Annotated in this window: 21 protein-coding genes; 10 read left to right on the top strand and 11 right to left on the bottom strand. The window is 35.9% G+C overall.

What is annotated here, in order from left to right; translation table 11 throughout:
• Window positions 1-84: 84 nt before the first annotated feature.
• Window positions 85-702 carry a class GN sortase gene (locus tag B0X80_RS03535; protein WP_077338443.1) on the bottom strand — a complete coding sequence of 206 codons (618 nt, stop codon included), beginning with the start codon at window positions 700-702 and terminating at the stop codon, window positions 85-87.
• Window positions 689-2,965: a marine proteobacterial sortase target protein gene (locus B0X80_RS03530; RefSeq protein ID WP_077338442.1), complete on the bottom strand. Its 2,277-nt coding sequence runs from the start codon at window positions 2,963-2,965 to the stop codon at window positions 689-691. Before B0X80_RS03530 ends, B0X80_RS03535 begins: the two co-directional genes overlap by 14 nt.
• 471 nt (window positions 2,966-3,436) lie before the next feature.
• Here B0X80_RS03530 and B0X80_RS03525 point away from each other — a divergent pair, with 471 nt between their 5' ends.
• The 4 genes from B0X80_RS03525 (at window position 3,437) to B0X80_RS03510 (ending at window position 11,101) form a co-directional block, all read left to right on the top strand.
• Window positions 3,437-5,743, top strand: coding sequence for a beta-galactosidase (locus B0X80_RS03525; RefSeq protein ID WP_077338441.1), 2,307 nt, complete (start codon window positions 3,437-3,439; stop codon window positions 5,741-5,743).
• 124 nt (window positions 5,744-5,867) lie between these two features.
• Window positions 5,868-8,276: an agarase gene (locus B0X80_RS03520; RefSeq protein WP_175623865.1), complete on the top strand. Its 2,409-nt coding sequence runs from the start codon at window positions 5,868-5,870 to the stop codon at window positions 8,274-8,276.
• Between the two features lie 267 nt (window positions 8,277-8,543).
• On the top strand, window positions 8,544-9,626 hold the full coding sequence (locus tag B0X80_RS03515) for a ferredoxin--NADP reductase (RefSeq protein ID WP_175623864.1): 1,083 nt from the start codon (window positions 8,544-8,546) through the stop codon (window positions 9,624-9,626).
• A gap of 59 nt (window positions 9,627-9,685) precedes the next feature.
• On the top strand, window positions 9,686-11,101 hold the full coding sequence (locus tag B0X80_RS03510) for a fatty acid desaturase (protein WP_077338439.1): 1,416 nt from the start codon (window positions 9,686-9,688) through the stop codon (window positions 11,099-11,101).
• A gap of 226 nt (window positions 11,102-11,327) precedes the next feature.
• Here B0X80_RS03510 and B0X80_RS03505 read toward each other — a convergent pair whose 3' ends face one another.
• The 7 genes from B0X80_RS03505 to B0X80_RS03475 form a co-directional block, all read right to left on the bottom strand.
• Window positions 11,328-11,774, bottom strand: a complete 447-nt coding sequence (locus tag B0X80_RS03505; protein ID WP_077338438.1) for a hypothetical protein — start codon at window positions 11,772-11,774, stop codon at window positions 11,328-11,330.
• Between the two features lie 136 nt (window positions 11,775-11,910).
• Entirely contained in the window at window positions 11,911-12,126 is a 216-nt protein-coding gene (locus tag B0X80_RS03500; RefSeq protein ID WP_077338437.1) for a hypothetical protein, read from the bottom strand.
• A gap of 103 nt (window positions 12,127-12,229) precedes the next feature.
• Window positions 12,230-12,616: a hypothetical protein gene (locus B0X80_RS03495; protein ID WP_077338436.1), complete on the bottom strand. Its 387-nt coding sequence runs from the start codon at window positions 12,614-12,616 to the stop codon at window positions 12,230-12,232.
• Window positions 12,617-12,718: 102 nt separating this feature from the next.
• A complete protein-coding gene (locus B0X80_RS03490) occupies window positions 12,719-12,976 on the bottom strand; it encodes a hypothetical protein (RefSeq protein ID WP_077338435.1) in 258 nt (85 codons plus the stop codon).
• Window positions 12,977-13,596: 620 nt separating this feature from the next.
• Window positions 13,597-13,914 carry a hypothetical protein gene (locus B0X80_RS03485; protein WP_139345287.1) on the bottom strand — a complete coding sequence of 106 codons (318 nt, stop codon included), beginning with the start codon at window positions 13,912-13,914 and terminating at the stop codon, window positions 13,597-13,599.
• A gap of 133 nt (window positions 13,915-14,047) precedes the next feature.
• Window positions 14,048-14,851 (bottom strand): alpha/beta hydrolase, encoded by an 804-nt coding sequence (locus tag B0X80_RS03480; RefSeq protein ID WP_077338433.1) that lies wholly within the window; start codon window positions 14,849-14,851, stop codon window positions 14,048-14,050.
• A gap of 59 nt (window positions 14,852-14,910) precedes the next feature.
• A complete protein-coding gene (locus B0X80_RS03475) occupies window positions 14,911-16,023 on the bottom strand; it encodes a Zn-dependent alcohol dehydrogenase (protein WP_077338432.1) in 1,113 nt (370 codons plus the stop codon).
• Window positions 16,024-16,181: 158 nt separating this feature from the next.
• On the opposite strand from B0X80_RS03475, the gene B0X80_RS03470 reads away from it, so the two are divergent.
• The gene (locus B0X80_RS03470) at window positions 16,182-17,042 is read left to right on the top strand and encodes a helix-turn-helix domain-containing protein (RefSeq protein WP_077338431.1); all 861 of its coding nucleotides are present in this window, start codon (window positions 16,182-16,184) and stop codon (window positions 17,040-17,042) included.
• Window position 17,043: 1 nt separating this feature from the next.
• On the opposite strand, the gene B0X80_RS03465 is transcribed toward B0X80_RS03470, so the two are convergent.
• Together B0X80_RS03465 and B0X80_RS03460 are read right to left on the bottom strand one after the other, a co-directional pair.
• Window positions 17,044-17,814 (bottom strand): IclR family transcriptional regulator, encoded by a 771-nt coding sequence (locus B0X80_RS03465; RefSeq protein WP_077338430.1) that lies wholly within the window; start codon window positions 17,812-17,814, stop codon window positions 17,044-17,046.
• A 187-nt stretch (window positions 17,815-18,001) separates the two neighbouring features.
• Window positions 18,002-19,033, bottom strand: coding sequence for an SMP-30/gluconolactonase/LRE family protein (locus tag B0X80_RS03460; protein ID WP_077338429.1), 1,032 nt, complete (start codon window positions 19,031-19,033; stop codon window positions 18,002-18,004).
• Between the two features lie 363 nt (window positions 19,034-19,396).
• Between B0X80_RS03460 and B0X80_RS03455 the strand changes: the two genes are divergently transcribed.
• From B0X80_RS03455 to aldA, 5 genes are all read left to right on the top strand, one after another.
• Complete coding sequence (locus tag B0X80_RS03455; RefSeq protein WP_077338428.1) at window positions 19,397-20,158, top strand: phytanoyl-CoA dioxygenase family protein; 762 nt, start codon at window positions 19,397-19,399, stop codon at window positions 20,156-20,158.
• Between the two features lie 361 nt (window positions 20,159-20,519).
• On the top strand, window positions 20,520-21,632 hold the full coding sequence (locus tag B0X80_RS03450; protein WP_077338427.1) for a mandelate racemase/muconate lactonizing enzyme family protein: 1,113 nt from the start codon (window positions 20,520-20,522) through the stop codon (window positions 21,630-21,632).
• 10 nt (window positions 21,633-21,642) lie between these two features.
• Window positions 21,643-22,665, top strand: a complete 1,023-nt coding sequence (locus tag B0X80_RS03445) for a zinc-dependent alcohol dehydrogenase (protein WP_077338426.1) — start codon at window positions 21,643-21,645, stop codon at window positions 22,663-22,665.
• A gap of 36 nt (window positions 22,666-22,701) precedes the next feature.
• Complete coding sequence (locus B0X80_RS03440) at window positions 22,702-23,466, top strand: 2,5-didehydro-3-deoxy-L-galactonate 5-reductase (RefSeq protein ID WP_077338830.1); 765 nt, start codon at window positions 22,702-22,704, stop codon at window positions 23,464-23,466.
• A 4-nt stretch (window positions 23,467-23,470) separates the two neighbouring features.
• Window positions 23,471-24,934 carry an aldehyde dehydrogenase gene (aldA, locus tag B0X80_RS03435; RefSeq protein WP_077338425.1) on the top strand — a complete coding sequence of 488 codons (1,464 nt, stop codon included), beginning with the start codon at window positions 23,471-23,473 and terminating at the stop codon, window positions 24,932-24,934.
• Window positions 24,935-24,963: the final 29 nt, after the last annotated feature.

Raw genomic sequence — 24,963 nt, 5'->3', positions numbered from 1 at the left:
TAAAAAGGGGTATAAGTAAAGGCAAAGTGTGTTTTTCGCATTTTGCCTTTTTTGATCTTATTACTCGAATTTGGGGTATCTAACTTATAACAAACTTAATGGACTTGGTATTACTTCATCGCTAAGTCTTTTAGCTCGTACTACATATCGAAGGCTTCCTCCTGCACGAAGTGCGTTAAAAGGGTAACAGGTAATTAACAGTAAATTAGGATCCTCAACATCTAACAATAAAGGGGTTTCATCACTATCTATAATATTAATATTTTCTACTTCGTATAATTGTGTATTTCCATGAATATCATTAATGGCGATAACGTCTTTCATTTTTATGTCCTGTAAAAAGCTAAAATGCGTATCTCTATGGCCAGCAACAACAAATGGATTGTTACTTTTTAAGCGTGAATATTGGTGCATTACCCCAGCAGAAAAAGCGAGTGTTGTAGGGTCTGTTCCTTGTAGTAAAACCAACGACTTGTTTAATCTAGGTATACTCATTTTTGCAATAGCGGTTGTGTCGGCCCAAGGCCAAGGAGGCGATGGCTTTTTAGTTATTTGGCTCGCTTCCCAGCTATTCGCTATTAACTGTTGCGACAACCATGCTTTAGCGGGAAGGTACATGCTATGTGCGATAACCAAAATAGCGATTACACCAAGCACTAGCGAGCCTTTTTGTATTGATGAATATTTATTAAACTGAAACATGAGTCGTTTTTTTATTAGAGATAACAAGCCAAATAAGAGATAAAATCAGTAATAACAAACCTAATAACAGTTGTGCTTGCCAACCTACAGCGGTTTTAGGAAATACCGAAGCATGCAAGGTACTGCTTTGTGCGAGTTGCTTGTTCGCCATTTTATGTTGAGACGCTTTTTTATCTGATCGCTTTAATGCTTTTAACGCCGCCTGTTTACGCTCTTCGAGTTCGTGAGCACTTAACACTTCTTTTTCTACCGCGATAAAACTTGTGTAAGGCGACATAATTTGGTGTTTTAGTGATGTTTTAATCACTTCTTTTTTTACTATCTCTGGTTGTTTTCCTATCACTAATCCATCTAACAAATCTTCTATTTTTGATCTAGCCCAGACCGAACTAATACCGCTGTTTTTATTTTTAATATTTGCGTTAGAAAAATCGATTTCTTGTTGCCATTCATCATTAACTAAATCGCCAAATAATTGAATGCTGGTAGGTTTTTGAGCGGTTTTAAAAGCAATAATCAAAGGCTCGTTATGGTATAAGTCAGGAATGTTTTTTGGATATTGCTCTATGTTACCTACGTGTAGCGGATGAAATTGCACGTTAATATTTGTTAAGGCAGGGCGGCTAATTTTATCGAGTAAAACCGACATGTTTTTTTCTACGTCGTTCACATTACCAATAAAGGTATAACTGCCTTGGCCAAACTGTGCAGCTTTGCGCATAAAAAATCCATTAGGTGCGCTGCCTATCCCTACGGTAAAAAGCCTAGGTAAGTTATGTGTATTTTTAATTAACTTAATAAGTGACAATTCGTTACTTACTGCACCATCAGTAATAAACAATATTTGTTTAATGGCTTCTGAGTGTTGCAACTCAGTTTGCGGCATAGTTAAGGCACTGGCTAAGGGTTTGTACATCTCTGTTCCCCCGTTAGCATCAAGCTGTGCAATAAATTTAAGTGCTTTTACTATGTTTTCAGGTGTTGCCATTTGAGTTTGATTAAATAGGTTATGTGAGTTTGATTCAAAAGCAATAATGTTAAAACTGTCTTGAGGACTTAACGTGTTAATAGCAAAGCGTAAACTTTGTTTAGCTTGTTTAATTGACTCACCTTGCATAGAGCCTGAAGTATCAATAATAAAAGTGATGTCGCGAGCAAATGAAGAGAGCGTTTTAGGGCTGACTGTCGTGTTAGATACTTCATTGGTAATAGCGTTAATTGAAGGAGGAAGCAACATAGCTAGCGTGTATTCTTCACCATCAAGGGTTTGATTAAATAAACTTAATTGTGGAGTGCTAGAAGGAGTAGGACGCCATTGCAGTATAAAGTCTTTATCCATAGGTACTTGTACATTACCCACATTAATTTTTACAGGTTCACCATTTAAATGATTATTGCTTAATTTTAGCGAATGAGAAGGGCTTGTTATTTCATTTAACGTAACGCCAGCGTTTAAATTTACACGTAAATTAATGTTGTTTTTATTTAAGCTTTCAAATTGGGAGAGTGCTGATGTCACTCTATTTTCATCTATATTGGCATTATATTCTGGGTTTGTAGGTGTATATCTAGGTGTAATACTCATTGGAAACCGTAAGCTAAATTCTCCATTGTTGTAGTCAACATGTTGCACATATTTTAAGGTAACGGTTATTTGCTCGTTAGGTGCTATATTCGCTATTTTATTGGTAAATAGGTTAGGGCGATGCTGTTCAATTAAACTCGCTTTTCGTCCTGTCGCTTTGGCGTGATTAAAAATTTTTTTTGCTTTATTTTTTTCTAAAATCTTCCCTTCTATTTCTCTGTTACCTATTTGGATCTTTAAATAATTTACCGCTGAATTTTCAGGTAAAGGAAAGGTATATAAACCATTAGCTATGTTGTCTCCTGCATTGAGAAATGACTGTGTAACGGTAACTGTAGCGAGTATGCCATTAATATCAAATGAGGCAGCAGAGTTAAGTAATATGGCTGATTGGTACAGACGCTTTTCTTTGTGGTTAGTTTTTACTGTTTCAGACGATTCAAATAATAACTGTCCGCTACCGACTTCATCTAAAGTTGAATAGTTGTTATGAGTTGTCGCATATAAGGGCAGTGCATAAAAAGCCGACACAGCGAGTAAACCCAAAATCGATACCCATTTAATAACAGATAAAAAAGTTGAAGATTTTCGTCTGCGGTATCTTCTATCGTAGTCTGGTGCGTAATCAATTAATACTCTGTTTCTACGTGCTTTTGACAGTAAGGTTTGTTTAAACATGTTGTTGTCTTCTAAATATATGGAATGTAAGTGTATTAAAACAAGCAACTTAGGCGTTTATCCGACAACAAAAAGGCAATATAGCGCTGAAATAGGGCGAAAATATGGCAACTATTAAAATAGCTAAAATTTAGGCCTAAAAAATTTTGATAAATTAAAAGTCTGATTTTTTATTTTGATAACTGTTCTCTTTCCTTTCTTGCATAGCGCTTTAAAAAACTAACATAGAGCTAATGTTTAAAACTTATATAGATAATCTTATACTTAAATATTAATTGTTTATTGTTGACAATGCGCCAGTATTGGGAGATTGTATATCAATGAAATTAACTAAGTTGATGGTTTATTGGTCGTTGGTTTTTCTGTTTTTATTGTAATTACAATGAAGTAGCCACCAGAGAAAATACTTTAGGCATGCGCTCATTTTTGGTTCGCGCATGTATTTAAATGTAAATCGAATAGGGTAAAAGAATGAAATATAGCTTTAAAAACATAGGCTTTATAGTGAGTGGACTTAGTCTTGCTGTGTTAATGGGGTGTAATAACACGACAAATAATATAAAACTAAGCGAAGAAAGTACCTTATGGGACTTTGAAAGCGGTAAACTAAGTCGTGAAATACAGCTGTATGGCGCTGATGCATCAATTATAACAGAAGGCAATAATAAAAAATTATCAGTTAAACTTAATTCTACCAACAACTATAAATCAAGCTTTGTATTTCAGCCTGAAACCCCTTGGGATTGGAGTCAAAAAGGCCAATTTGCTTTCGCACTAGATATTGAAAATCCCCTTAATTCATCTATACACTTTTATGTAACCGCAACAGATGTAAGTGGCAAAACCCATAACCGTAGTCTTTCTATCCCCGAAAACAGTCGTGATACTTATTACCTTGAATTAGCCGGCCCCTATTTAGACATTGAAACGGGTATACGCTCTAACCCTAAAAGTTGGATCTCTGATTACACACCTATTATTTGGCGTTGGGGGGTAAAAAAAATCAATCTTAAAAACATTAAAAGTATTGAATTTAAAATACTCGGTGTTTTAGAAGATAAACAAGTGGTTATAGACAATGTACGTTTAATTAAACCTGAAAAAATAGATGAAAACTACCTTGTCGGTTTAGTTGATGAATTTGGACAAAATGCCAAGGTGGATTTTGTCGGTAAAGTAAATAGCGTAGAAGAACTTAGGCAAGCTTCAGCTAAAGAGCAAAGCCAGCTTAGTACTAAACCACCTGTAGGTAGATCAAAGTTTAATGGCTGGGCTGATGGTCCTAAGCTTAAAGGTACAGGATATTTTAGAACCGAAAAAGTAAAAGGAAAGTGGTCTTTAGTTGACCCTGAAGGCTATTTATTCTTTTCCAATGGTATTGCCAATGTACGCATGGCAAACACCTCAACCATTACCGGATATGACTTTGATAAAAAACATATTGTACAACGTGATCCTAATGATAAAACACCTGAAGATTCTTTAGGATTAAATCAAGCACCTAAAGCAGCATGGCCATCCAGAGCCATTAGCTCAGAACTTAGAGCGAACATGTTTTCTTGGCTACCTAATTATGAAGACGAGCTAGGTGTGCATTTTGGTTACCGACGTGAAGTATTTATGGGGGCTATAGAAAAGGGTGAAACGTATAGTTTTTATCAAGCAAACTTAGCCCGTAAGTACGGTAGTAACGATACCAATGTATTTATGGATAAGTGGCGTGATACCACGGTAGACAGAATGCTAAGTTGGGGATTTACCTCATTTGGTAACTGGGTTGACCCATCATTTTATCAATTAAACCGTATTCCATATTTTGCTAATGGCTGGATTATTGGTGACTTTAAAACACTGAGCAGCGGCAACGACTTATGGAGCGCCTTACCTGATGTATTCGATCCTGTTTTTAAAGAAAGAGCATTAGCTACAGCAAAGCAAATAGGCATAGAAGTACAAAACAACCCTTGGTGTGTTGGTGTATTTATTGATAATGAAAAAAGCTGGGGCAATGAAGGTTCAACAGAAAGTACTTATGGTATTCCCATTAATACTTTATCCCTAAATGCTACTAATAGCCCAACTAAATCTGAGTTTGTAAAGGTATTACGTAATAAGTATCAAACCATTGAAAAACTTAATTCAAACTGGAACGTTGCTGTAAATTCGTGGGATGAATTTGCTAAAGGTATTGAGGTAACTGAATTTAATGAGGCATTAATAGTTGATTTATCTACATTATTATCGGTTTACTCTGAGCAATACTTTAAAGTGGTTAAAGGTGCGGTTAAGCAGTATTTACCTAATCATTTATATATGGGCGCACGTTTTGCCGATTGGGGAATGACCAGCGAAGTTAGAGCCGCTGCTGCCAAATATGCCGATGTAGTGAGTTATAACTATTATAAAGAAGGTATCAGCAATAATCATTGGAGCTTTTTAGCTGAAATAGACAAGCCTAGTATTATTGGCGAGTTTCATAATGGCGCTGTTGATTCTGGGTTATTAAACCCTGGGTTAATTCATGCATCTTCACAAGCTGACCGCGGTAAAAAATATCAAGAATATATGTACGGTGTTATCGACAATCCATATTTAGTGGGCGCTCATTGGTTTCAGTACATCGACTCACCATTAACAGGGCGCGCATACGATGGAGAAAACTACAACGTAGGTTTTGTTAGCGTAGCCGACATTCCTTATCAGCCCTTGGTTGATGCAGCTAAAGAAGTAAATAGTCATATTTATTCTAGGCGTTTCCATGATTTAAAAACCAAATAAACATCATACAAATTAATGATTAATGAACAGCAAGCTTTATGTTTGGTAAAACAAAATATTACTTGTTGTATGCATTACTTATTTTTAGCCAATTTATTAAATAAATATAATTAAAGGAGCCTTTATGACAATCAATAAAGCGTTAAGTGTTATTGAACCCCAAAAAATTAAATATAACTGTTTAGCAACATTGATCAGTGTAGTCTTAAGTACAAGTATTATTGGATGCAGTACTGATTCTGCTCAAAATGCTGAATCAGTTTCAAGTTCTGACGCTAGCCAAACAGCTTCAGCTGTTGATGTGTTTGCCAATGAAAAAGTGCTCACCTCTTTAATTAACTTTAATAGTGAAGATAAAAGATCTTGGGTAAACAGCAATAAAACACAATTTACTTATATTTCAAACAATACTGATAATAAATTAGCAATAGAGTTTTTAAATACAGAAAACATTTCAGAGCTGGTTATAGAACCTAAAGCCCCATGGGATTTATCAGGGGTAAAAAACTATAATTTAGCCTTCGATGTTAAAAATACAGGTGACGAATCATTACATCTTTATTTAAAAATTCAAACGCCACAAGGGCAGTATCAAACCCGTTCAATCAGTTTACCAACTCAATATAGCGGTACCGTATATTTTCCACTTGAAGGTAAAGAAGGTCAAACAGATACCGGAATGTGGGGAGACGCAAGACCATGGCAAACTAACAATAGTTTAATGGTATGGCGTTCATGGAAAAGTGCTTCAGACGACTTCAGTGTTATTAAATCGCTCACCTTTTTTACCATTGGAATACTTAAAAATAAATCGGTAGTTATAGACGATATAAGAATACGCGAAAATCCTAAAAGCGATCCTAATTGGATGGTGGGCGTTATAGATAAATATGGCCAAAATGCCAAACGTAGTACAGCTTTAGATATTAAATCTGATGAACAATTAAAAGCCATTGCAGACGAAGAGCTCGCTGAGCTGGCCAAATCAAAAGGCATGCCTGACCGCTCTAAATTTGGTGGTTATACCAAAGGCCCTAAACTTGAAGCTACTGGATTCTTTAGAACTGAAAAAGTCAATGGTAAATGGTGGATGGTAGACCCAGAGGGTAATATCTTCTTCTCTCATGGGCCTGCTAACGTGCGCATGGCGAACATGACCACTATCACAGGTATCGACTATAACGACAGTTCTATCCGAGAAAAATCAAGTGATGAAATAACACCTGAAGATTCAATGGGGATTATCAAAATACCTAACAGCATACGCAAAGATAATTATGTAATATCTGAGCTACGCAACAACATGTTCGAGTGGTTACCTAGTTACGACGACCCTTTAGCCGAGCATTATAGTTATCGTCGTTCAACTCATAAAGGGCCTGTGCCTTATGGTGAAACGTTTAGTTTTTACCGCGCCAATTTAGAACGCCGATACGGCGAAACAACGCCAGAATCTTATGTTAAAAAATGGCATCAAGTCACCGCTGATCGTATGCACGATTGGGGCTTTACCTCTTTTGGTAATTGGGTAGATCCTGCTTTTTATCAATCAGAGCAAGTACCTTATTTTGCAAATGGTTGGATTATTGGTGACTTTAAAACCTTATCGGGCAAGAAAAACCATTGGGGTTTAATGCCTGACCCATACGATCCTGTTTTTGCTGAGCGCGCTAAAATTACCATAGATGCCATTGCCAAAAATATACAAAGCTCACCATGGTGTGCAGGTATATTTATTGATAATGAAAAAAGCTGGGGCGAGCGTGAAGGTTCAGTACATGCGCGTTACGGTGTTATTTTAGATGCTTTATCTAAAAGTGTTGAAGAAAGCCCAGCTAAAAAAGCTTATTCAGCTCACTTAAAAGAAAAATATAAAAATATTGATACATTAAATAGTGCATGGAATACAGAAATCGCTAACTGGAATAGCTTCGATAAAGGCGCAGACTTTTTTGAACGCGTTTCTTATTCAAAGCAGCATGTTAGCGACCTATCAAAAATGCTAGAAATGTTAGGCGAACAATACTTTATTGTTGTACACAACACGCTTGAAAAAGCATTACCTAACCATTTATACATGGGCGCACGTATGGCTAACTGGGGAATGCCTGACGAAATTATTAAAGCATCTTTAAAGTACTCAGACGTACTTAGTTTTAATATTTATGAAGAAGGTATGCAAGACCATTTCTGGAAGTTTCTTGAAGAGGTTGATTTACCCGTAGTTGTGGGCGAATTTCATATAGGAACGGCAACTGATTCTGGCATGTATAACCCCGGTATTGTACACGCAGCTAACCAAGAAAACAGAGCTCAAATGTACAAAAACTATATGGAAAGCGTGTTAAATAAACCGTATATGGTAGGTGCGCATTGGTTCCAATATATTGATGAACCAATATCAGGTAGAGCATTTGATGGTGAAAACGCTAATATAGGTTTTGTAACAGTAACCGATATTCCATACCCAGAAATGATCAAAGCAGTAAAAGAAGTTACTTCAAGCATGTATCAGCAAAGATACGAAAACTAATAATGTATTGGCTTTCATAAAATCAGTGATAGTTGCCCTTATATCATTTGTATTTAGGGGCAACAAAACTTTCTCCCTCAATTAATTTCTTTTTTGATACAGAATTTTATAAAAATAACAAAATTACGATACATTTGGCGCTTATTTTTCACGTATTATGCTATATGAACATATTAATGATATTTTAAGCAGGGCCTTGACACTTTTTTTATACATTTTTTGATATAAATTAACTTATGTATTAATAGACGATGTATGAGTGTTGTTATGGCGAATAAAATTTTAACGGTTTCTAAAGTTGAAGAGCTCACAAAAGACAGTAAAGCTTTCTACTTTGAAGACGACTCAACAATTGATCCTGCACTAGCTGGGCAGTTTTTAACTTTAATCACTCAGCAAAATGACAAAGAGTATAGACGTTCGTATTCTATATTTACCCCAGCAGGTGGCGGGCTTGCTGTAGGTGTTAAAAGAGTACCCGGTGGTATTGTTTCAAATTACTTAAATACCTATATAAAGGCAGGCAGTAAAATTGAAGTGCAAGGGCCAGCAGGTAAGTTTTCGTTTGATCCGAGTGTTGAGAATCCCTCTCATATTTTACTTATTGCTGGCGGTAGTGGTGTTACGCCTATGATGTCGATTTTAAAAACGGCATTAGCGCAATGTAGCGATACTAAAATTTCTATGTTGTTTGTTAATAAAACCAAAACCGACATTATGTTTGCCAACGAGTTAAAACAACTTGAAGCCGATTTTGCTGATCGTTTTACCTTAATTCATTATTTAGACGAAGAAAATAAAAGCACCAAACAAGTGAAAAAGAAAGGTTTATCTGGCTTATTTGGTGGTAAAGAATCGATAGAAATCCCTGGTTTTATAACCGCTGATAAAATTAACGATATTTTTAATACCTTACAAATAAATGCCAACGTTAATGCTTATATTTGTGGGCCAGCCGGGTTTATGAACATAGCGGAAGACGCTTTATATTCGCTAGGTTTACCTAAAGCACAGGTTAAAAAAGAAAACTTTGTTCCTTCTGTAGAAGTTAGGCCTGAACCTAACTTTACGCCAACACCTTGTACTGCCGTTATAGACATTAACAATACCACGCATGAGTTTGAAATTCCTGCAGGTAAAAGTGTTTTACAAGCTGCAGTAGAAGCCAATATTGATATTCCGTTTTCATGTCGAGAAGGTACGTGTACTTCTTGTTATGGCAAATGTTCATCAGGAGAAGTAGGTATGTTAACAGATGAAGCATTAACAGATGAAGAGCTAGCAGAAGGGGGCTTTTTACCTTGTGTAGCTTATCCCAAAAGTAAAAAATTAGTTATAAATATGAATTAATACAAAGTATTAAATAAATAAAAAGTTCCTGTAAATTTAGAATTATATTGAGTACACACATGATAGAACCAAAAAATTATATTGTTGAAGAAGAGTGGTTTAAAGCTGAACTACCAAGGCAAGAATTTAGATCCTTTATGCAAAAAAACAACTATAGAGGCATTATTGATACGCTTATATGGTTTACCTGTTTAGGGCTAACCGGTTATTTAGCTTTTTTAAGTTTAGGTACGGCTTGGGCTATTCCTGCCTTTTTTCTGTATGGGGTATTTTATTGTGCTGCCGATGCTCGCTGGCATGAAAGCTCGCACGGTACGGTATTTAAAACACCTTGGCTAAACACCGCCCTGTGTTTTATTGCTACAGCAATGCAACAACGCGATATTATTTTTACTAACTGGTCGCATGTACGTCATCATTCATACACGGTAATTAACGATATCGATCCAGAAATTACCGTAACGCGACCTCCTACATTTTGGGAGCATTTCTTAAATTTTTGGAGCTTAGGCGAAACCAAATATTACGTACCTATTTTGTTTCAACATGCTTTTGGTATTGTATCCAAAGATGCGAAAAAATTTGTACCTGAAGAAGAATACACCAAAATGTTTTGGTGGGCTCGTGCCAGCTTACTTGTTAACTTATTACCGATTGCCTTAGCGGTATATTTTCAAACGTGGTTACCTGTACTGTATTTTGGTTTACCTAAGTTATACGGTAACTTAATACAAAGAGCATTTGTATTAGCACAACATGCAGGCTTAGACGACGACACATGGGATCACCGTAAAAACTCTAGAACCATACAAGTAAATCCATTTTTAGGTTTCTTATATATGAACATGCAATACCACATTGAGCATCATATGAATCCACTTATGCCGTTTCATCAGCTGCCTAAATTTTCACGCAGAGTAGCGGATCAAATGCCAGTACCTTACAAAGGCATGATTGAAGTGTATAAAGAAATGATACCTGCGTTAATTAAACAAGTAGACGATCCAACTTACTTTGTAGACCGTAAAGTACCTACAAAACCAGAAGTAAGAAAAGTAAAACGTATTAAAGCCTTAGATCCTGAAGAAGCCATGATCCCACAAGCGGCTTCACCTAAAAAATACAACACAAACGATTCAGACGTTATTGTTACAGACAAACCTGATGTGGCATGGCACAAAGCGGTTGAAGCAAAAGAGCTAGGCGAAAACGATGCGGTAAGCGTTTGTATTGAAGGTAGCCATTACGCTGTTTATCAATTGAAAGCCGGCGAGTATTACGCAACTGACGGTATTTGTAGCCATGAACATGCCTATCTAGCCGACGGCTTAGTGGAAGACGGTAAAGTACTTTGCCCTAAACATAACTCTAAGTTTTGTATTAAAACAGGTAAAGCTATAAACCGCCCAGCAACAACACCCGTAGCGACTTTTCCAATTAAAGATATTGACGGCGTTTTACATATAGGAATTTAACTAAGTACTCAATTAAATGCCCCTAAAATGATAAAAACGGACTGTTGAAAAGCAGTCCGTTTTTTGTTTGATAAATATGATTAACAGATAAGTAGCTAAAACATAAATGTGTTATATCAATATATAATAGCTTTATTAGATAAATAGAGGAGTAATTAACGTAAGTAAAAGTTAGAAATTTAAAGCTATGTGAAACTAAAACACAGCTAATATTTCTTGATACCCCTTAGCTTTTTGTATTGATAATAGTTAACAACTCTTTTCTTTTATTTTTACAGTACTCTATCTTTTGAGATATGGCGGTACTTTTATACACTTTCCCTTGAAAAGTTTTGAGCGAAATAAAACAACTATTACCACCTCGGTTAGCTGAACCAAATAAAACAGACTGTATATCACTAACGAGAACTTGTTTGTTATTAGCTGGCTTCACATAACTTAGCGCTAAATAATCACCATCTTTTTCTAACGCATAAAACTTGTTAGCCTTTGAATAAGCTAAATAATAAAAAAAGCTAAAGAATATTGCCGTATATACCACACTTTTTTTAAGTGTATATTTTGTATGAAAAATAAAAGCGACAAACGCAATAATTGAAAATGCAGAAGCAAAATAGAGCAATAAATTATAATGGGCTAATGGAATGTCTTGAGATACAGCAATTAAAGTCAATCAAAAATCCTTACAAGAATATAATTTACATCTATCGCAGCGTTTTGTTCTGGCTACTTGGCTCTCCATGCAGTACTTATTCCTATCGATATTATTAAACAAGGACAAAAAAATACTGATTTTGTCCTTGTTAGCATTAAATTTTAAAATGCTTTTCCAATTTACTGAGTAGTTCTGGATTTTTTACAATTTCTTCCTGTAAATATTCTTTGCACTCAAAAATTTGCATTAACCATTCTTCAATATCTTCTACGTCTGAAACTGTTTCGCTATTTCTCAAGGTATCATTGTATTTTATTGAATCATTTAGTGCGCATAAGATGGTTGCTAACCAATCGTCTTGTATTTGCATTATGCTACCTCGTCTTTTTTAATTATGTTGGTAAGTTCGTTAAGTAATAATTTAAACCTTGCGAGTGACGAGTATAGCCAGCAGTAAAAGTCTCGTTGATTTGTTATGTACGCACTTTAACCAGTGATAAATATTTAGCATCGCATTCTGAAAAGAGTGTAAATGGATTCATACGATTACCAAAGTTTTGGATGACTAAAGTATCTCCTTGTATTAAAGCACTCACTTCTATTTTTGAATTTCCGACTGATTTTGAAGCGTATAGCTCTGAAAATATAATTTGTTGACCACTTTTTACAAAATTACCCGTAGCAGTACGAGTATTTGTTGTAATTTTGTATTTGATTTGACTGTCTTCTTGCGACAAACCAATGACTAAGTTGCATGATGTAGGGACTAAGCTTTGATAGTAAACAAAACTTGATTCTGGCGATTTAGCACAGCCTACAACCAGGGAAAAATAGGCAAATAGATAAAGTAACTTTTTCAAATGGGCTCCTAGCACATAGACCCAGTTAACGGGCTAAGTAATGGTTGGTTAAATTGTGTAGCGAAACGTAGCAACTGTTACGCATCCTTGTTGATTATATTTTTAGGCTTTGTTTGTGACACTAATGGTATCAACTTTGCTTTTGTTCAACTTAATGATCAACTGGTTACCTATAAAATCATTGTTTTTATAGGAGTCTAAGAATGGTTCATTAAGCTCTTCTAGTGCATCATGGTATTCTTCGATATCTCTATTAATCCTTAATGAATCATCAGCTTTTGAGTTATTCATTAGGTCTTTTACTATCATAAGGCACAAGATGTCGTTTACCATCATTATCATCGATAATCTGAGTTTCATGTAGTTCATAATCACTTTTATTGTGTACTAATCCATTTCTCAATTTAATCAAATTGACCGTTATAAAATTCGATGACGTGATCATTCAAGCAACATTCAATGGCTGATACTACAGTGAGGAGGAATTGTACAGTATCTATTTCTTCTTCCCTTTTTGAGAAAAAACAAACTGAACGAGCTCTGTAATTAGGTAAAATATTCAGATATGTAATTTTTCTTAAATATTTTTCGATAAATTTTATTGTCCATACACTCAAACCTGAAGAGATTGATTAGAAGTCTAACATCTTATCCGTTTGCAAAACTTCGGCCTTTATTCACAAAACATTTACAAACAATCTTAAAAACCTAGACTAAGTTACTTTAATTGAAATATCAATAATATAACCTTGTTAACGTATACTGACTATTGCGTGGAATAGGGGGAGGAGAAGACAGGAGTTACACAAGAACTGTGTATATACAGCCCTTGTGTATGCAAAATATTTTTACTTTTTACTTTTTACTTTTTGTTTTCTAGTGAATCAAAAAAGTGGAATATAACGCTACGTTAGAAGTAAAAATTATTGGCTAAAATGTGTTAGCTATGAACAAAAGCCAATTGCTTTTAGCTCAGCTTGTTAGCTCTTCTCATTAATGAGTTTTTTAAATGCAACTATATCTTTAGAACAATGATCATTAGCTTTTTTATATAGCTTGATGTATTTGTCTTCAACAATTTGAATAGTGCCAGTTTCAAATCCTATATTTTTATACACACTTGTTAATAAAGCTGTTGCAAGTACGGGGTTAGATTTATTACTTTTCAATTCATTTGTTGATATTTTAGCTAAGCAGTTACCTAAATTATTTAAAGCTATCTCGTCCTTGTCTTGAGCAAAACTAGCTCCAGATAAAGTTATACATAATAATCCAAATAGTTTCCAAGTTTTCATCATACATCCTAGTAGTGTTAATGCCTCGTTAAGAGACAAATGATAGTTAATCATTCTTTAAAATAAGCGACAAAGGAGTAAAAGCCAACTGTTTTTTTGCTTTTGAGTGCTTGTATGGCTACAAGTGCATGTACAGTCATGCCTTTTTGTTTTCTAGTGAATCAAAAAAGTGGAATGTTTTTGCTACGTTTTTATGCCAATAAGGCCATTCGTGACAACCGCTTAACGATTCGAAGTGGTGCTCAATATTGTTACTTTTAAGCTGTTCAACAAAGTTGAGGTTACTTTCAAATAAGGTGTCTTCTGCGCCACAGTCTAAGCGTAACGGGGGTAAGTTGTTTTTGTTATTGTTGAGCCAATAAATAATGTCGCTTTCGTTGCTGTTGTTGCATTGATATTGGTTAAGTGGTGTTTCGGTAAAGTGCTTTAAATCATCTAACTTGGTAATGGCAGAGTGAGCTGAAATACCACTAAACAATTCTGGGTATTTAGCGCCTAATCTTAATGCGCCATAACCCCCCATTGAAAGGCCAGTAATATAAACATTGCTTGATTCAGACACTGCATTTACCGTTTTTTTTACCGCGGTTATTACGTCGTCTACTATCCATTGTTCATAGTTACCATGATCTTCTAAAGGTAAATATGCCGAGCCATCCCATAATCCACCGTCAGACGGCATTACTAAAACAAACTCAGATAAGCCTTCTTGTCTGAGTTGTTCATATACCTTATGTACGCCGCCTAAATCCATCCATACCCAGTTATTGCCATATACGCCGTGTAATAAAATCACTACAGGTACGTTTTCCCCCGTGCTTTGTGCGTTGTAAATGCTAACGTCTGCACGGCGTTTTAGGTGAGACGAATACACGGTAAGTGTTTGTGTATTCTCTCTTGAGTAATCAGGGTTAGAGACTTCTAATCGAAGAATGGTCATTTACACCTCTGTATTTTTACGGCTTGGTTCTTTACGGTATTGTTTTTGATCGTATTATTTTAAATATCGTCCATAACAATAACGCCTTTAGCAATGCGGCCGTTAAGTAAATCGTCAAAGCCTTGTGCTACGTCTTCTAATTTATAGGTTTTGGTCACTAATTCATCTAACTTTAAGTCACCTTTTGTATAAAGGTCGAGCACCTTAGTGAAGTCGCGTTCTGGGTTACACATGCCGTATAGCGGGTTGATGTAAATTTTGTCCCATTCAAACAGTTCGCAATCAAAATCTATGCGTTGTTCAATACCACTTACTTGTACAGCGGTGCCTGCATTTCTTATTAAGGCTAAAGGAGCAGAGCCTAAAGCGGGAATTGCAGTACATTCAAAAGCGTAATCAGCGCCACGTCCTGCGGTAAGGGCTTTTACTTTTTCTTTTACGTTAATAAAATCAGTATCATCTTTTTCAGCAATTATGCCGTGTGTAGCTCCAAATTCTTTCGCTTGGTCGATGCGTTCTTGGCTTATGTCTATAGCGATGATTTTAGCTGCACCTGAATTTTTAGCCCCTTGAATTGCATTTAAGCCAACACCACCACAACCAATAACACAAACGGATGAACCTGCGTCTACTTTAGCGGCATTAACTACCGAACCCCAGCCTGTCATAACACCACAGCCAATAATTGATGCAGTAGCCAATGAAATGTCGTGATTAATTTTTACTACGGCTGCTTGTTTTACTACCGCATATTCGCTCATGGCGCCTAAATGAAAAGAGCGTTCGATAGGTGTGTTTTCGTGTGTAGTGCTTTCAATATGGGCATGGCCCGATAAACCACAACCGCAAACAGGCGAGTTTTTTTCACAAATATGTAAGTTACCTTCGTTACACTGAAAACATTCGCCACAAGGGATCGCCCAGTTAAGTATGACTTTATCGCCAATGCTTACTTTAGTTACTTTGTCGCCAACCGCTTGAACAATACCAGCACCTTCGTGGCCTACAATAAAGTTTTTATTCCACGTTTGAATTGAATCCCAATCTGTATGACAAATGCCAGCAGCCGCAATTTTAACTAATACTTCGTCGTCTTTAGGTTGGTCTACGTCTACAGTGGTAACTTGATAGCTACCTTGCCCATTTGATACAACAGCTTTAGATTTTATCATTTTTTAAATATCACATTTTATAATTACCTTAGTGTAATTTGACCATTGTTTAATGGTTATTACTGTTAATTAACTTTCAATAAATATCATAATTATGCTTTTTATTTTGTTTTTATCGTGGTATTTATTACGTAAGTGTAGAATATTTGTTGTTGATTATGCCGGATAAAAATAAAGTATATTGCGAACCTTTTTGTATTAAAGAGGGGTATCAGTTTGAAATTCATAAAGTTGAGTATGGTGAAAACGACTCTTATTCATGTTTTATGCATTTTCATGAGGTGCATGAGTTTATTATTTTTGAACAGATAGAAGGGGACTATTACTATAATCAAGGTGAGTCAAAACTACTTGATAACGACATTGTTTATACACCCGCATTAGAAACTCATAACTTTGAATTAAGCGAGCGACCAAAGTCTTGGTATATTATTCAGTTTATTCCTGAAGTGCTTAACCAGCCTGAACTGCAAAAAGTGAGTTTTTTATTACAGCAAGGCCAACAACTTAGGTTGAAAAAAGAAGATATTGCTATTGTTCAAATGCAAGTTAAATGGTTACACCAATGTTATTTAGAAAACCCACTAGATGGTAAAAGTTTGTTATTACTAAGGCTGTTAATTTTATGGATTTCAGATAAAGCACAAGCCATAAAAATGCCGAATACTATTTCGCTAACATCTAGCCAAAATTACGAGAAATTGTCTCCGGTTATCGACTTATTTAGACAAAGTCCTTATGTTGATATTTCTTTAACTGAAGCGGCTGAAATGTGCTTTGTATCGCCTTCGCATTTTTCACGTATGTTTAAGCGAATATTTAGGTGTAATTATTCTGAATACAGTTTAAATCACAAATTATATAGTGCGGCTCGATTGTTAAGCCAAACAGAAAGGTCGATAACTGATATCAGTTACGAGCTTGATTTTTCAAGCCCGTCTCATTTTATTGCTCAGTTTAAAAAACACTTTAATACCACGCCTTATAAGTATCGAATAGGTGTTAAAAGCCGTAGTTAATTTAGCATCCTACGCGAGCGCTTATTTTATTTGCTGTTTTTTTAACGTTTTGAATTAATTGTTCAATGCTTTCATCGTTACCCAAAGATGAGGTAAAGGTAGAAACGGCTAATACAGCGATTACTGCGCCTTCTGGCTGACCAATAATCGCAGCGCAATCACTTACGCCGTCAGTAAGTAAACTTTTTCTGAAACAATGCCCGTTAACTAAAATGTTTTGTAGTTCTTGCTCAAGCTGTTCTTTCTCAAGGCTACTCATTTTTTGATAGGTGTTATCACGTTCATAAATTAAACTTTTTACGGCTTCATTGCTGTTTGCTAATAATACCCGACCTGAGGTGGTATCAACGGTATTAAATAACGTACCTTCGGCAATAGAAAGCGATACAGGGGCATGACTGCGAGAATGAATAACAACCATGACTTTACTCTGATACAAAATACTCAAATGAGCCGCATGGCCTGAATGGGCTGAAAAATCTTCCATAATAGGAATAGCGGTTTCACGTAATTGATCAATAGGCGATATTTTTCTTGATAAGCTATATAGCTTTAGCGATACGCTATATTTACCTGATATTTCATCTCTAATTAAGTAGCCTCGGTTTTCTAAACCAATTAAAACACGGTAAATTTCATTGGCAGAACGGTTAATGCCGTGAGCTATTTCTGTTTGTGAAAATGGCATCGCTTTTGATGCTAAAAACTCCAAAACATCCATACCTTTATCAAGTGCGGGTACGGCATATTTATTACTTTTTTCTTCGCTCATGTTTTCTCTATGGGTTGATCATTAATTATTTGATAAGGTATAAACTTAACGTTAGCTCTTGATTAAGCCTATTAAATCATGGCTTGTAGCAAGTTGAAATATATTTGTTTTTACATCGTTTGCATTACATCAAGCTTGCTACGTCCATGTAGTTAGTATTGTTTTTGTTGTTAAGTTTTAAAGAGAGTTATTTAAGGTCAACACTCATTAAGGTGTTATGAGCCGTTAAATAAAGTGTTTTTTCGTCAGTAGACAAGGTGCAATTAGCCGTAAGTTTACCTGTTTTAATTTTGGCTAATATTTTCCCTTTAGGCGTAATTAACCATACTCCACCGGGGCCTGTAGCAAAAATAAGTCCGCTTGAATGAACGGCCATACCATCGGGCATTCCTTGTTCTCCGGCAACCCCTATAAATTCACTCGCATCTACCCATACTCGTTTGTTACTTACTTTACCGTCTGAAGATAAGTCGTAAGCTAACCAATGGGGAAATGATTCATCAGAAACGGCTACGTATAAGGTTTTTTCATCTACTGATATAGCTATGCCATTAGGAAGGCTAATTTTGTCGTCAAGCAGTTGCAAGTTACCGTCAGGTGCTAAACGATATATCCCTTGAAAGGTAAGCTCTTTTCGTTTGTCGTCCATTTTGTTTTTTAAGCCATAAGGTGGATCGGTAAAAAACAAACTGCCGTCAGAATGTAATACGGCATCATTAGGGCTATTAAGGCGTTTGCCATTAAAGTAACCCGCCAGTGTTTTAAAGTTATTACTAGGTGACGATGTAGGTGTATTCATTACTGCTACTCGTCTATCACCTTGTTGTAATAATATTAAATTACCTTGTTGGTCAAGCAACAACCCATTTGAACCTTGTACGTAGTCACCTTGGTGTAGTCCTGTTGCGCCAGAATTTTCTAAGTAAACACTAACACCTTGGGCAGGGTGATATTTCATGATTTTGTTATTAGGGATATCTGAAAAAATTAAGTAGCCTTCTTTGGCTAACCAGATCGGGCCTTCAGTCCATGTAAAGTCAGATGATAAGGTTTTAATTGCGGCATCGTTATCTAAAATAAGACGAGCTTCTGGCGATATTATTTCAATTGATGGTTTAATTTTATGGGGTACTGAATGGGCATTATTACTGTTGGCTGTGTTTGAAACGGTGCATGAAGTGAGCGCTAATATTATTAACGAAAACGTTAATTTATACATGGTAATACCTTTGTTTTTTGGTGGTTTTGCAAGATAAGCTTGCACTTAAAATGTTTAATGTATTTTGTTGTTTAGGTGTTATTTACGCAAAACTTATAGTAGTGACAATAAAATATACAGTTAAATTTTATAAATAATACAATAAAACGCCATTCTGATTACGCTATTTTTATTCTAAAAATATATGTTATCTCGAGTTTATATTAACTAAGTACTGAAAATATATAAATTTTAATATGATTTAATCGTTTTAATTATTTGCTTTTATATAAGTATTGATAATGTATTTTGTTGACAATTTATATTTTGCTATTATTATTCCTATATGAATTTATTATTTTTATATAAATAAAGGGGCCGGTTATGTCTACAATTGCATTAACAACAGATCAAATAAACGAATTTCATGAAAATGGTTATGTCATTGCTAAAAACTATTACAGCAATGACGAAATATCTCTTATTCAAAATAAAGCATTTAATGACGATTCTTTATATGAAAGAGCATGGGATAAAAAAGATAGTTCAGGTACCGTAAGTAAAGTTTGTATTTGGCAAGAGCTTGATGACGGGCTTTATAGTATGTTTTCACGTGGTAAACGCTTAGTTGATTCTGTAGAAGCTATTTTGAATGAAGAGGCGTATCACACCAGTACAAAAATAATGATGAAAGAACCATTTGTTGGCGGTGCATGGGAATGGCATCAAGATTTTGGTTATTGGCATAACGATAACTATTATTTATACCCTAAACAAATTAGCTGCATGATAGCCATTAATAAGGCAACTATTGAGAACGGTTGCTTGCAAGTGTTAAAAGGCTCGCATCATATTGGCCGTCTTAATCATACTAAAACGGGTGATCAAAAAGGGGCCGAGCTTGAGTTTGTTGAAGAAGCACTTAAGCATCATGAGTTGATTGATGTTGAACTTGAGCCTGGCGATGTATTATTTTTTCATGCAAATCTATTACATAAGTCGAACCAAAATAAATCGTCTGATCCAAGATGGTCAATGATTTGTGCTTACAATGCGTTAAGTAATCAATCTTTTAAAGAAAACGAAGCTATTTATTATCCCCTTAATAGAGTTGAAGACGACGCTATTATTAATTGGAAAGAATAAGCTCTAATTTTTGTTGATCTGTCTACACCCGTAACCAATCAAGATACTGAATGTCAGTACTTAATTGGTTACGGGTGTAAAGAAAAAAACAATTATAAAAGAAACTCGTGTTTTTAATAAAATTTATATTTTTATATAAATCCCTTCTATCCATATCAATATATTCATAATACGTTTAATTTAACCAACTGTTTTTATTTGATTTTTTATATTTGTTTGATGTTGTGTTGGTTTATATATAAAGTTTCATTTCTATATATAAGTTACCATGGCTAGAGGGTTTAATTTATTTTCTTTACAAAACCCTTACCAAGGTGTAAATTGTTAACAATAAACTGTTTTTGTAGTGTTAGGTAGAACTATGGATTTAAATGTGAATAAAATTAGTTCCGTAAAAGTTGAATATTATCAAGTACCTTTAGCGGAAGTTTTATCTGACGCTAAACATGGTGATCATACGCATTTCGAGTTAATCCTTTTAAGAGTTATTTGTGAAGATGGGTTAGAGGGCGTTGGCTACACCTATACGGGAGGTAAAGGTGGTCGGGCTATTTATTCTCTTTTAAAGGATGAATTAAAACCTTTGTTGTTGGATCAAGACGCTTCTCAAATTGAAAAAATATGGGATGAAATGGAATGGCACCTACATTATGTAGGGCGTGGCGGTTTAGTGAGTTTTGCTATGTCTGCTGTCGATATTGCGTTATGGGATGTGCACTGTAAGCGTTTAGATAAACCGCTTTGGCAAGTTGCGGGTGGCGCAAATAATACCGCAGCTTGTTATGCGGGTGGTATTGATTTGAATTTTTCACAAGACAAGCTACTAAGTAACATTCAAGGTTACCTTAACAAAGGTTTCAAAGCCGTGAAAATCAAAGTAGGTAAAGAAAATTACCTTGAAGATGTTGAGCGTGTTGCAGCTGTTAGAGAGCTTATTGGTTCTGATGTTGTATTTATGGTGGATGCAAATTATTCGTTAACGGTAGAGCAAGCGATTGTTTTTGGTAAAGCTATTGAACAATACGATATATCTTGGTTTGAAGAACCTACAATACCTGACGATTACTTAGGTTTTGCAAAAATTGCAGACAATATCAATATTCCACTGGCTATGGGTGAAAACCTACACACAACCCATGAATTTGGTTATGCCATAGCACAAGCTAAGTTGAGTTTTTTACAGCCAGATGCTTCAAACATTGGTGGTATTACCGGATTTTTGAGAGTTGCCAAAATGGCTGAGGAAAATAACTTACCGCTTTGTAGCCATGGTATGCATGAATTACACGTGTCTTTGTTAGCTTCTCAAGCTCATTCTGGTTATTTAGAAGTACATTCATTTCCAATCGATCAATACACAAAGCATCCTCTGCAATTAGATGAAAATGGAAGAGCTATTGCTCCTGATGTAGCAGGAACAGGGGTTGTATTCGACGACGCCTTACTTGGTCAATATTTAATTAAACATTCTTAAGGGTAAAAAAATGGTTGCTGCTCGTTATATAGGTAATAAAGGTTTTGATTTAGTGGCTGGCGAAGAACAAGCGCCTCAAGCTGGTGAAGTACGTTTAAACGTAGGTTATGTAGGTATCTGTGGTACAGATATGCATATTTATCACGGTGTAATGGATCAACGTGTTTCTATTCCACAAACCATAGGTCACGAAATTTCAGGTGTTGTTGCTGAAATTGGTGCAGGTGTTACTGGTTTTACCGTAGGTGAAAAAGTTGTTGTTCGTCCACTTGATTGGTGTGGAGATTGTCCTACTTGTAATGCCGGACACACACATATTTGTCAAAATCTTAAATTTATGGGTATAGATACCCCAGGCGCTTTCCAATCAAGCTGGACAGTTAAAGCGCGTACATTACATAAGTTGCCTGCTGGTGTTGATCTAAAACAAGGCGCGTTAGTTGAGCCTTTATCAGTAGCTTGTCATGACGTACGTCGTTCACGTTTAGTTGCTGGCGAAAAAGTTGTTGTATTAGGTGGCGGACCCATTGGTCAATTAGTTGCTGCGGTTGCGAAAAGTGTTGGTGCAGAAGTATTAGTGTCTGAACCTAATGAAAGTCGTCGTGCATTTGCTGACGAGTTAGGCGTTAAATCAGTTAACCCTATCGAGCAAGACCTAGCCGCTTATGTTGACGAGTGGACTGCAACTAAAGGTGCTGATGTAGTATTTGAAGTATCAGGTGTTAAACCCGCAATTGATGCTATGACTCAAATAGCAGGACGTCGCGGACGTATTGTTATGGTTGCTATTCATAGCACTAAACCTGAAATTGATTTATTCCAATTTTTCTGGAAAGAGCTTGAGTTACTTGGTGCTCGTGTATACGAAGCAGAAGATTTTGATTGGGCAATTGAATTAATCGCTTCAGGTCAAATTGATCTTAAGCCATTTATTAGTTCAGTAAGCCCGTTAGCTGAAATTGGTACTGCATTCGCTAGCATGGACGGCAATCCTGAAGGCATGAAAGCGCTTGTTGAATGTAACGCAGAATAGTTTGATATTAGAGACAAGGTTTTAAAAATGAATAACATGTTTGAAAAATTTAGTTTAGAAGGCAAAGTAGCCTTAGTTACTGGCTGTAAACGTGGTATTGGTAAAGGTATCGCATTAGGTTTGGCTGAAGCTGGCGCTGACATTATTGGTGTTTCAGCATCGTTAGAGCTTGAAGGTTCTGACGTTGAAAAAGAAGTAAAAGCACTGGGTAAAAACTTTAAAGGTTACCAATGTGACTTTTCTGACCGTGATTCTTTATATGCTTTTATCAAAGAAGTAAAAACTGACTTTCCTAAAATTGATATTTTAGTGAACAATGCGGGTACTATTTTACGCGCGCCTGCTGCTGAACATGGTGATGATTTATGGGATAAAGTGATCGACGTTAACTTGAACTCTCAATTTATTCTTAGCCGTGAGATCGGTAAAGAAATGGTTCATCGAGGCTCAGGTAAAATCATCTTTACGGCTTCTTTATTAACATTTCAAGGCGGTATTACGGTTCCTGGTTATGCAGCAAGTAAAGGTGCAATTGGCCAATTAGTTATGGCTTTGTCTAACGAGTGGGCTGGTAAAGGTGTAAACGTTAATGCTATTGCTCCGGGTTATATCGATACAGATAACACGGAAGCACTTCGTGCTGATGCAGAGCGTAATGCGGCTATATTAGGCCGTATTCCACAAGGTCGTTGGGGTAACCCTGAAGACTTTAAAGGACCAGCAGTATTTTTAGCTTCTGAAGCTGCTAGTTATGTTAACGGTGCTATCTTATTGGTAGATGGCGGCTGGATGGGGAGATAATTCCATGGCTACGCAAAATTTTAAATTTCAAAACAATGTAAACTTTATTAATGGTGAATATATTTCATCAAAAGTAGATGGAAAAATTGATATTTTAAGTCCGTCTACTGGGGAAGTTATTGGTGTTATTCCAAAAGGTTGCGCAGAAGATGCACAACATGCACTAGAAGTTGCTGATGCCGCTCAAAAAAAATGGGCTAAATTAACAGCACGCACACGTCAAAGTATTCTTCGTAACTTTGCGAATAAAATTCGTGAAAACAAAGACATTCTTGCGCCTATGCTAGTGGCTGAACAAGGTAAATTATTATCTGTTGCGCAAATGGAAGTAGACGTTACTGCTACTTTTATTGATTACGCTTGTGATCATGCGTTAACCATTGAAGGTGATATTCTTCCTTCAGATAACGAAGATGAAAAAATTTACATTCACAAAGTACCACGTGGTGTTGTAGTAGGTATTACTGCGTGGAATTTCCCGTTAGCCTTGGCTGGTCGTAAAATTGGTCCTGCGTTAATAACAGGTAATACTATTGTATTAAAACCAACTCAAGAAACGCCTTTAGCAACAACTGAATTAGGTCGTATTGCTAACGAAGCGGGTATCCCTGCTGGCGTACTTAACGTGATTAATGGTTCAGGTTCAGTTGTTGGCCAAGCATTGTGTGAAAGCCCACTTACTAAAATGATCACCATGACAGGATCTACAGCCGCAGGTAAGCAAATTTACAAAACATCAGCTGAATACATGACTCCAGTTATGTTAGAGCTAGGTGGTAAAGCGCCTATGGTTGTAATGGAAGATGCTGATTTAGACGCAGCGGTTGAAGGGGCTCTTTGGGGACGCTTTGCTAATTGTGGTCAAGTATGTACCTGTGTTGAACGTTTATATGTTCAAGAAAGTGTTTATGAAAAATTCATGGATAAATTCTTACCGGCTGTTAAAGCGTTAAGAGTTGGTGATCCGATGAACCCTGAAACACAAATGGGTCCTAAGTGTAACCAACGTGAAATTGAAAACATTGATCACATTGTACAAGAAAGTATTAAGCAGGGCGCAACTGTCGCTACGGGTGGTAAAACGGCTACGGTTACTGGTTATGAAGGCGGTTGTTGGTATGAACCGACGCTTTTAGTTGACGTTGCTCAAGATAATATTGCTGTTCATGAAGAAACCTTTGGTCCTGTTTTACCTATTATTAAAGTAAAAGATATGGATCAAGCAATTGAGTTTTGTAACGACAGTATTTACGGTTTAAGTGCTTACATTTATACGAAAAATTTCTTCGACATTAACAAAGCAATTAATGAATTAGAAGTGGGTGAAGTGTACGTTAACCGTGGAATGGGTGAACAACATCAAGGTTTCCACAATGGTTGGAAACAAAGTGGTTTTGGTGGCGAAGACGGTAAGTTTGGTCTTGAGCAATATCTAGAAAAGAAAACGGTATATATGGTAGAAAAATAGTTAAGTTATTACATTTTTATATTTTTACA

This window comes from Pseudocolwellia agarivorans, assembly GCF_002000085.1.
In the GTDB taxonomy this organism is placed as follows: Bacteria; Pseudomonadota; Gammaproteobacteria; order Enterobacterales; family Alteromonadaceae; genus Pseudocolwellia; species Pseudocolwellia agarivorans.
This window is presented reverse-complemented; position numbering and strand designations above follow the sequence as displayed.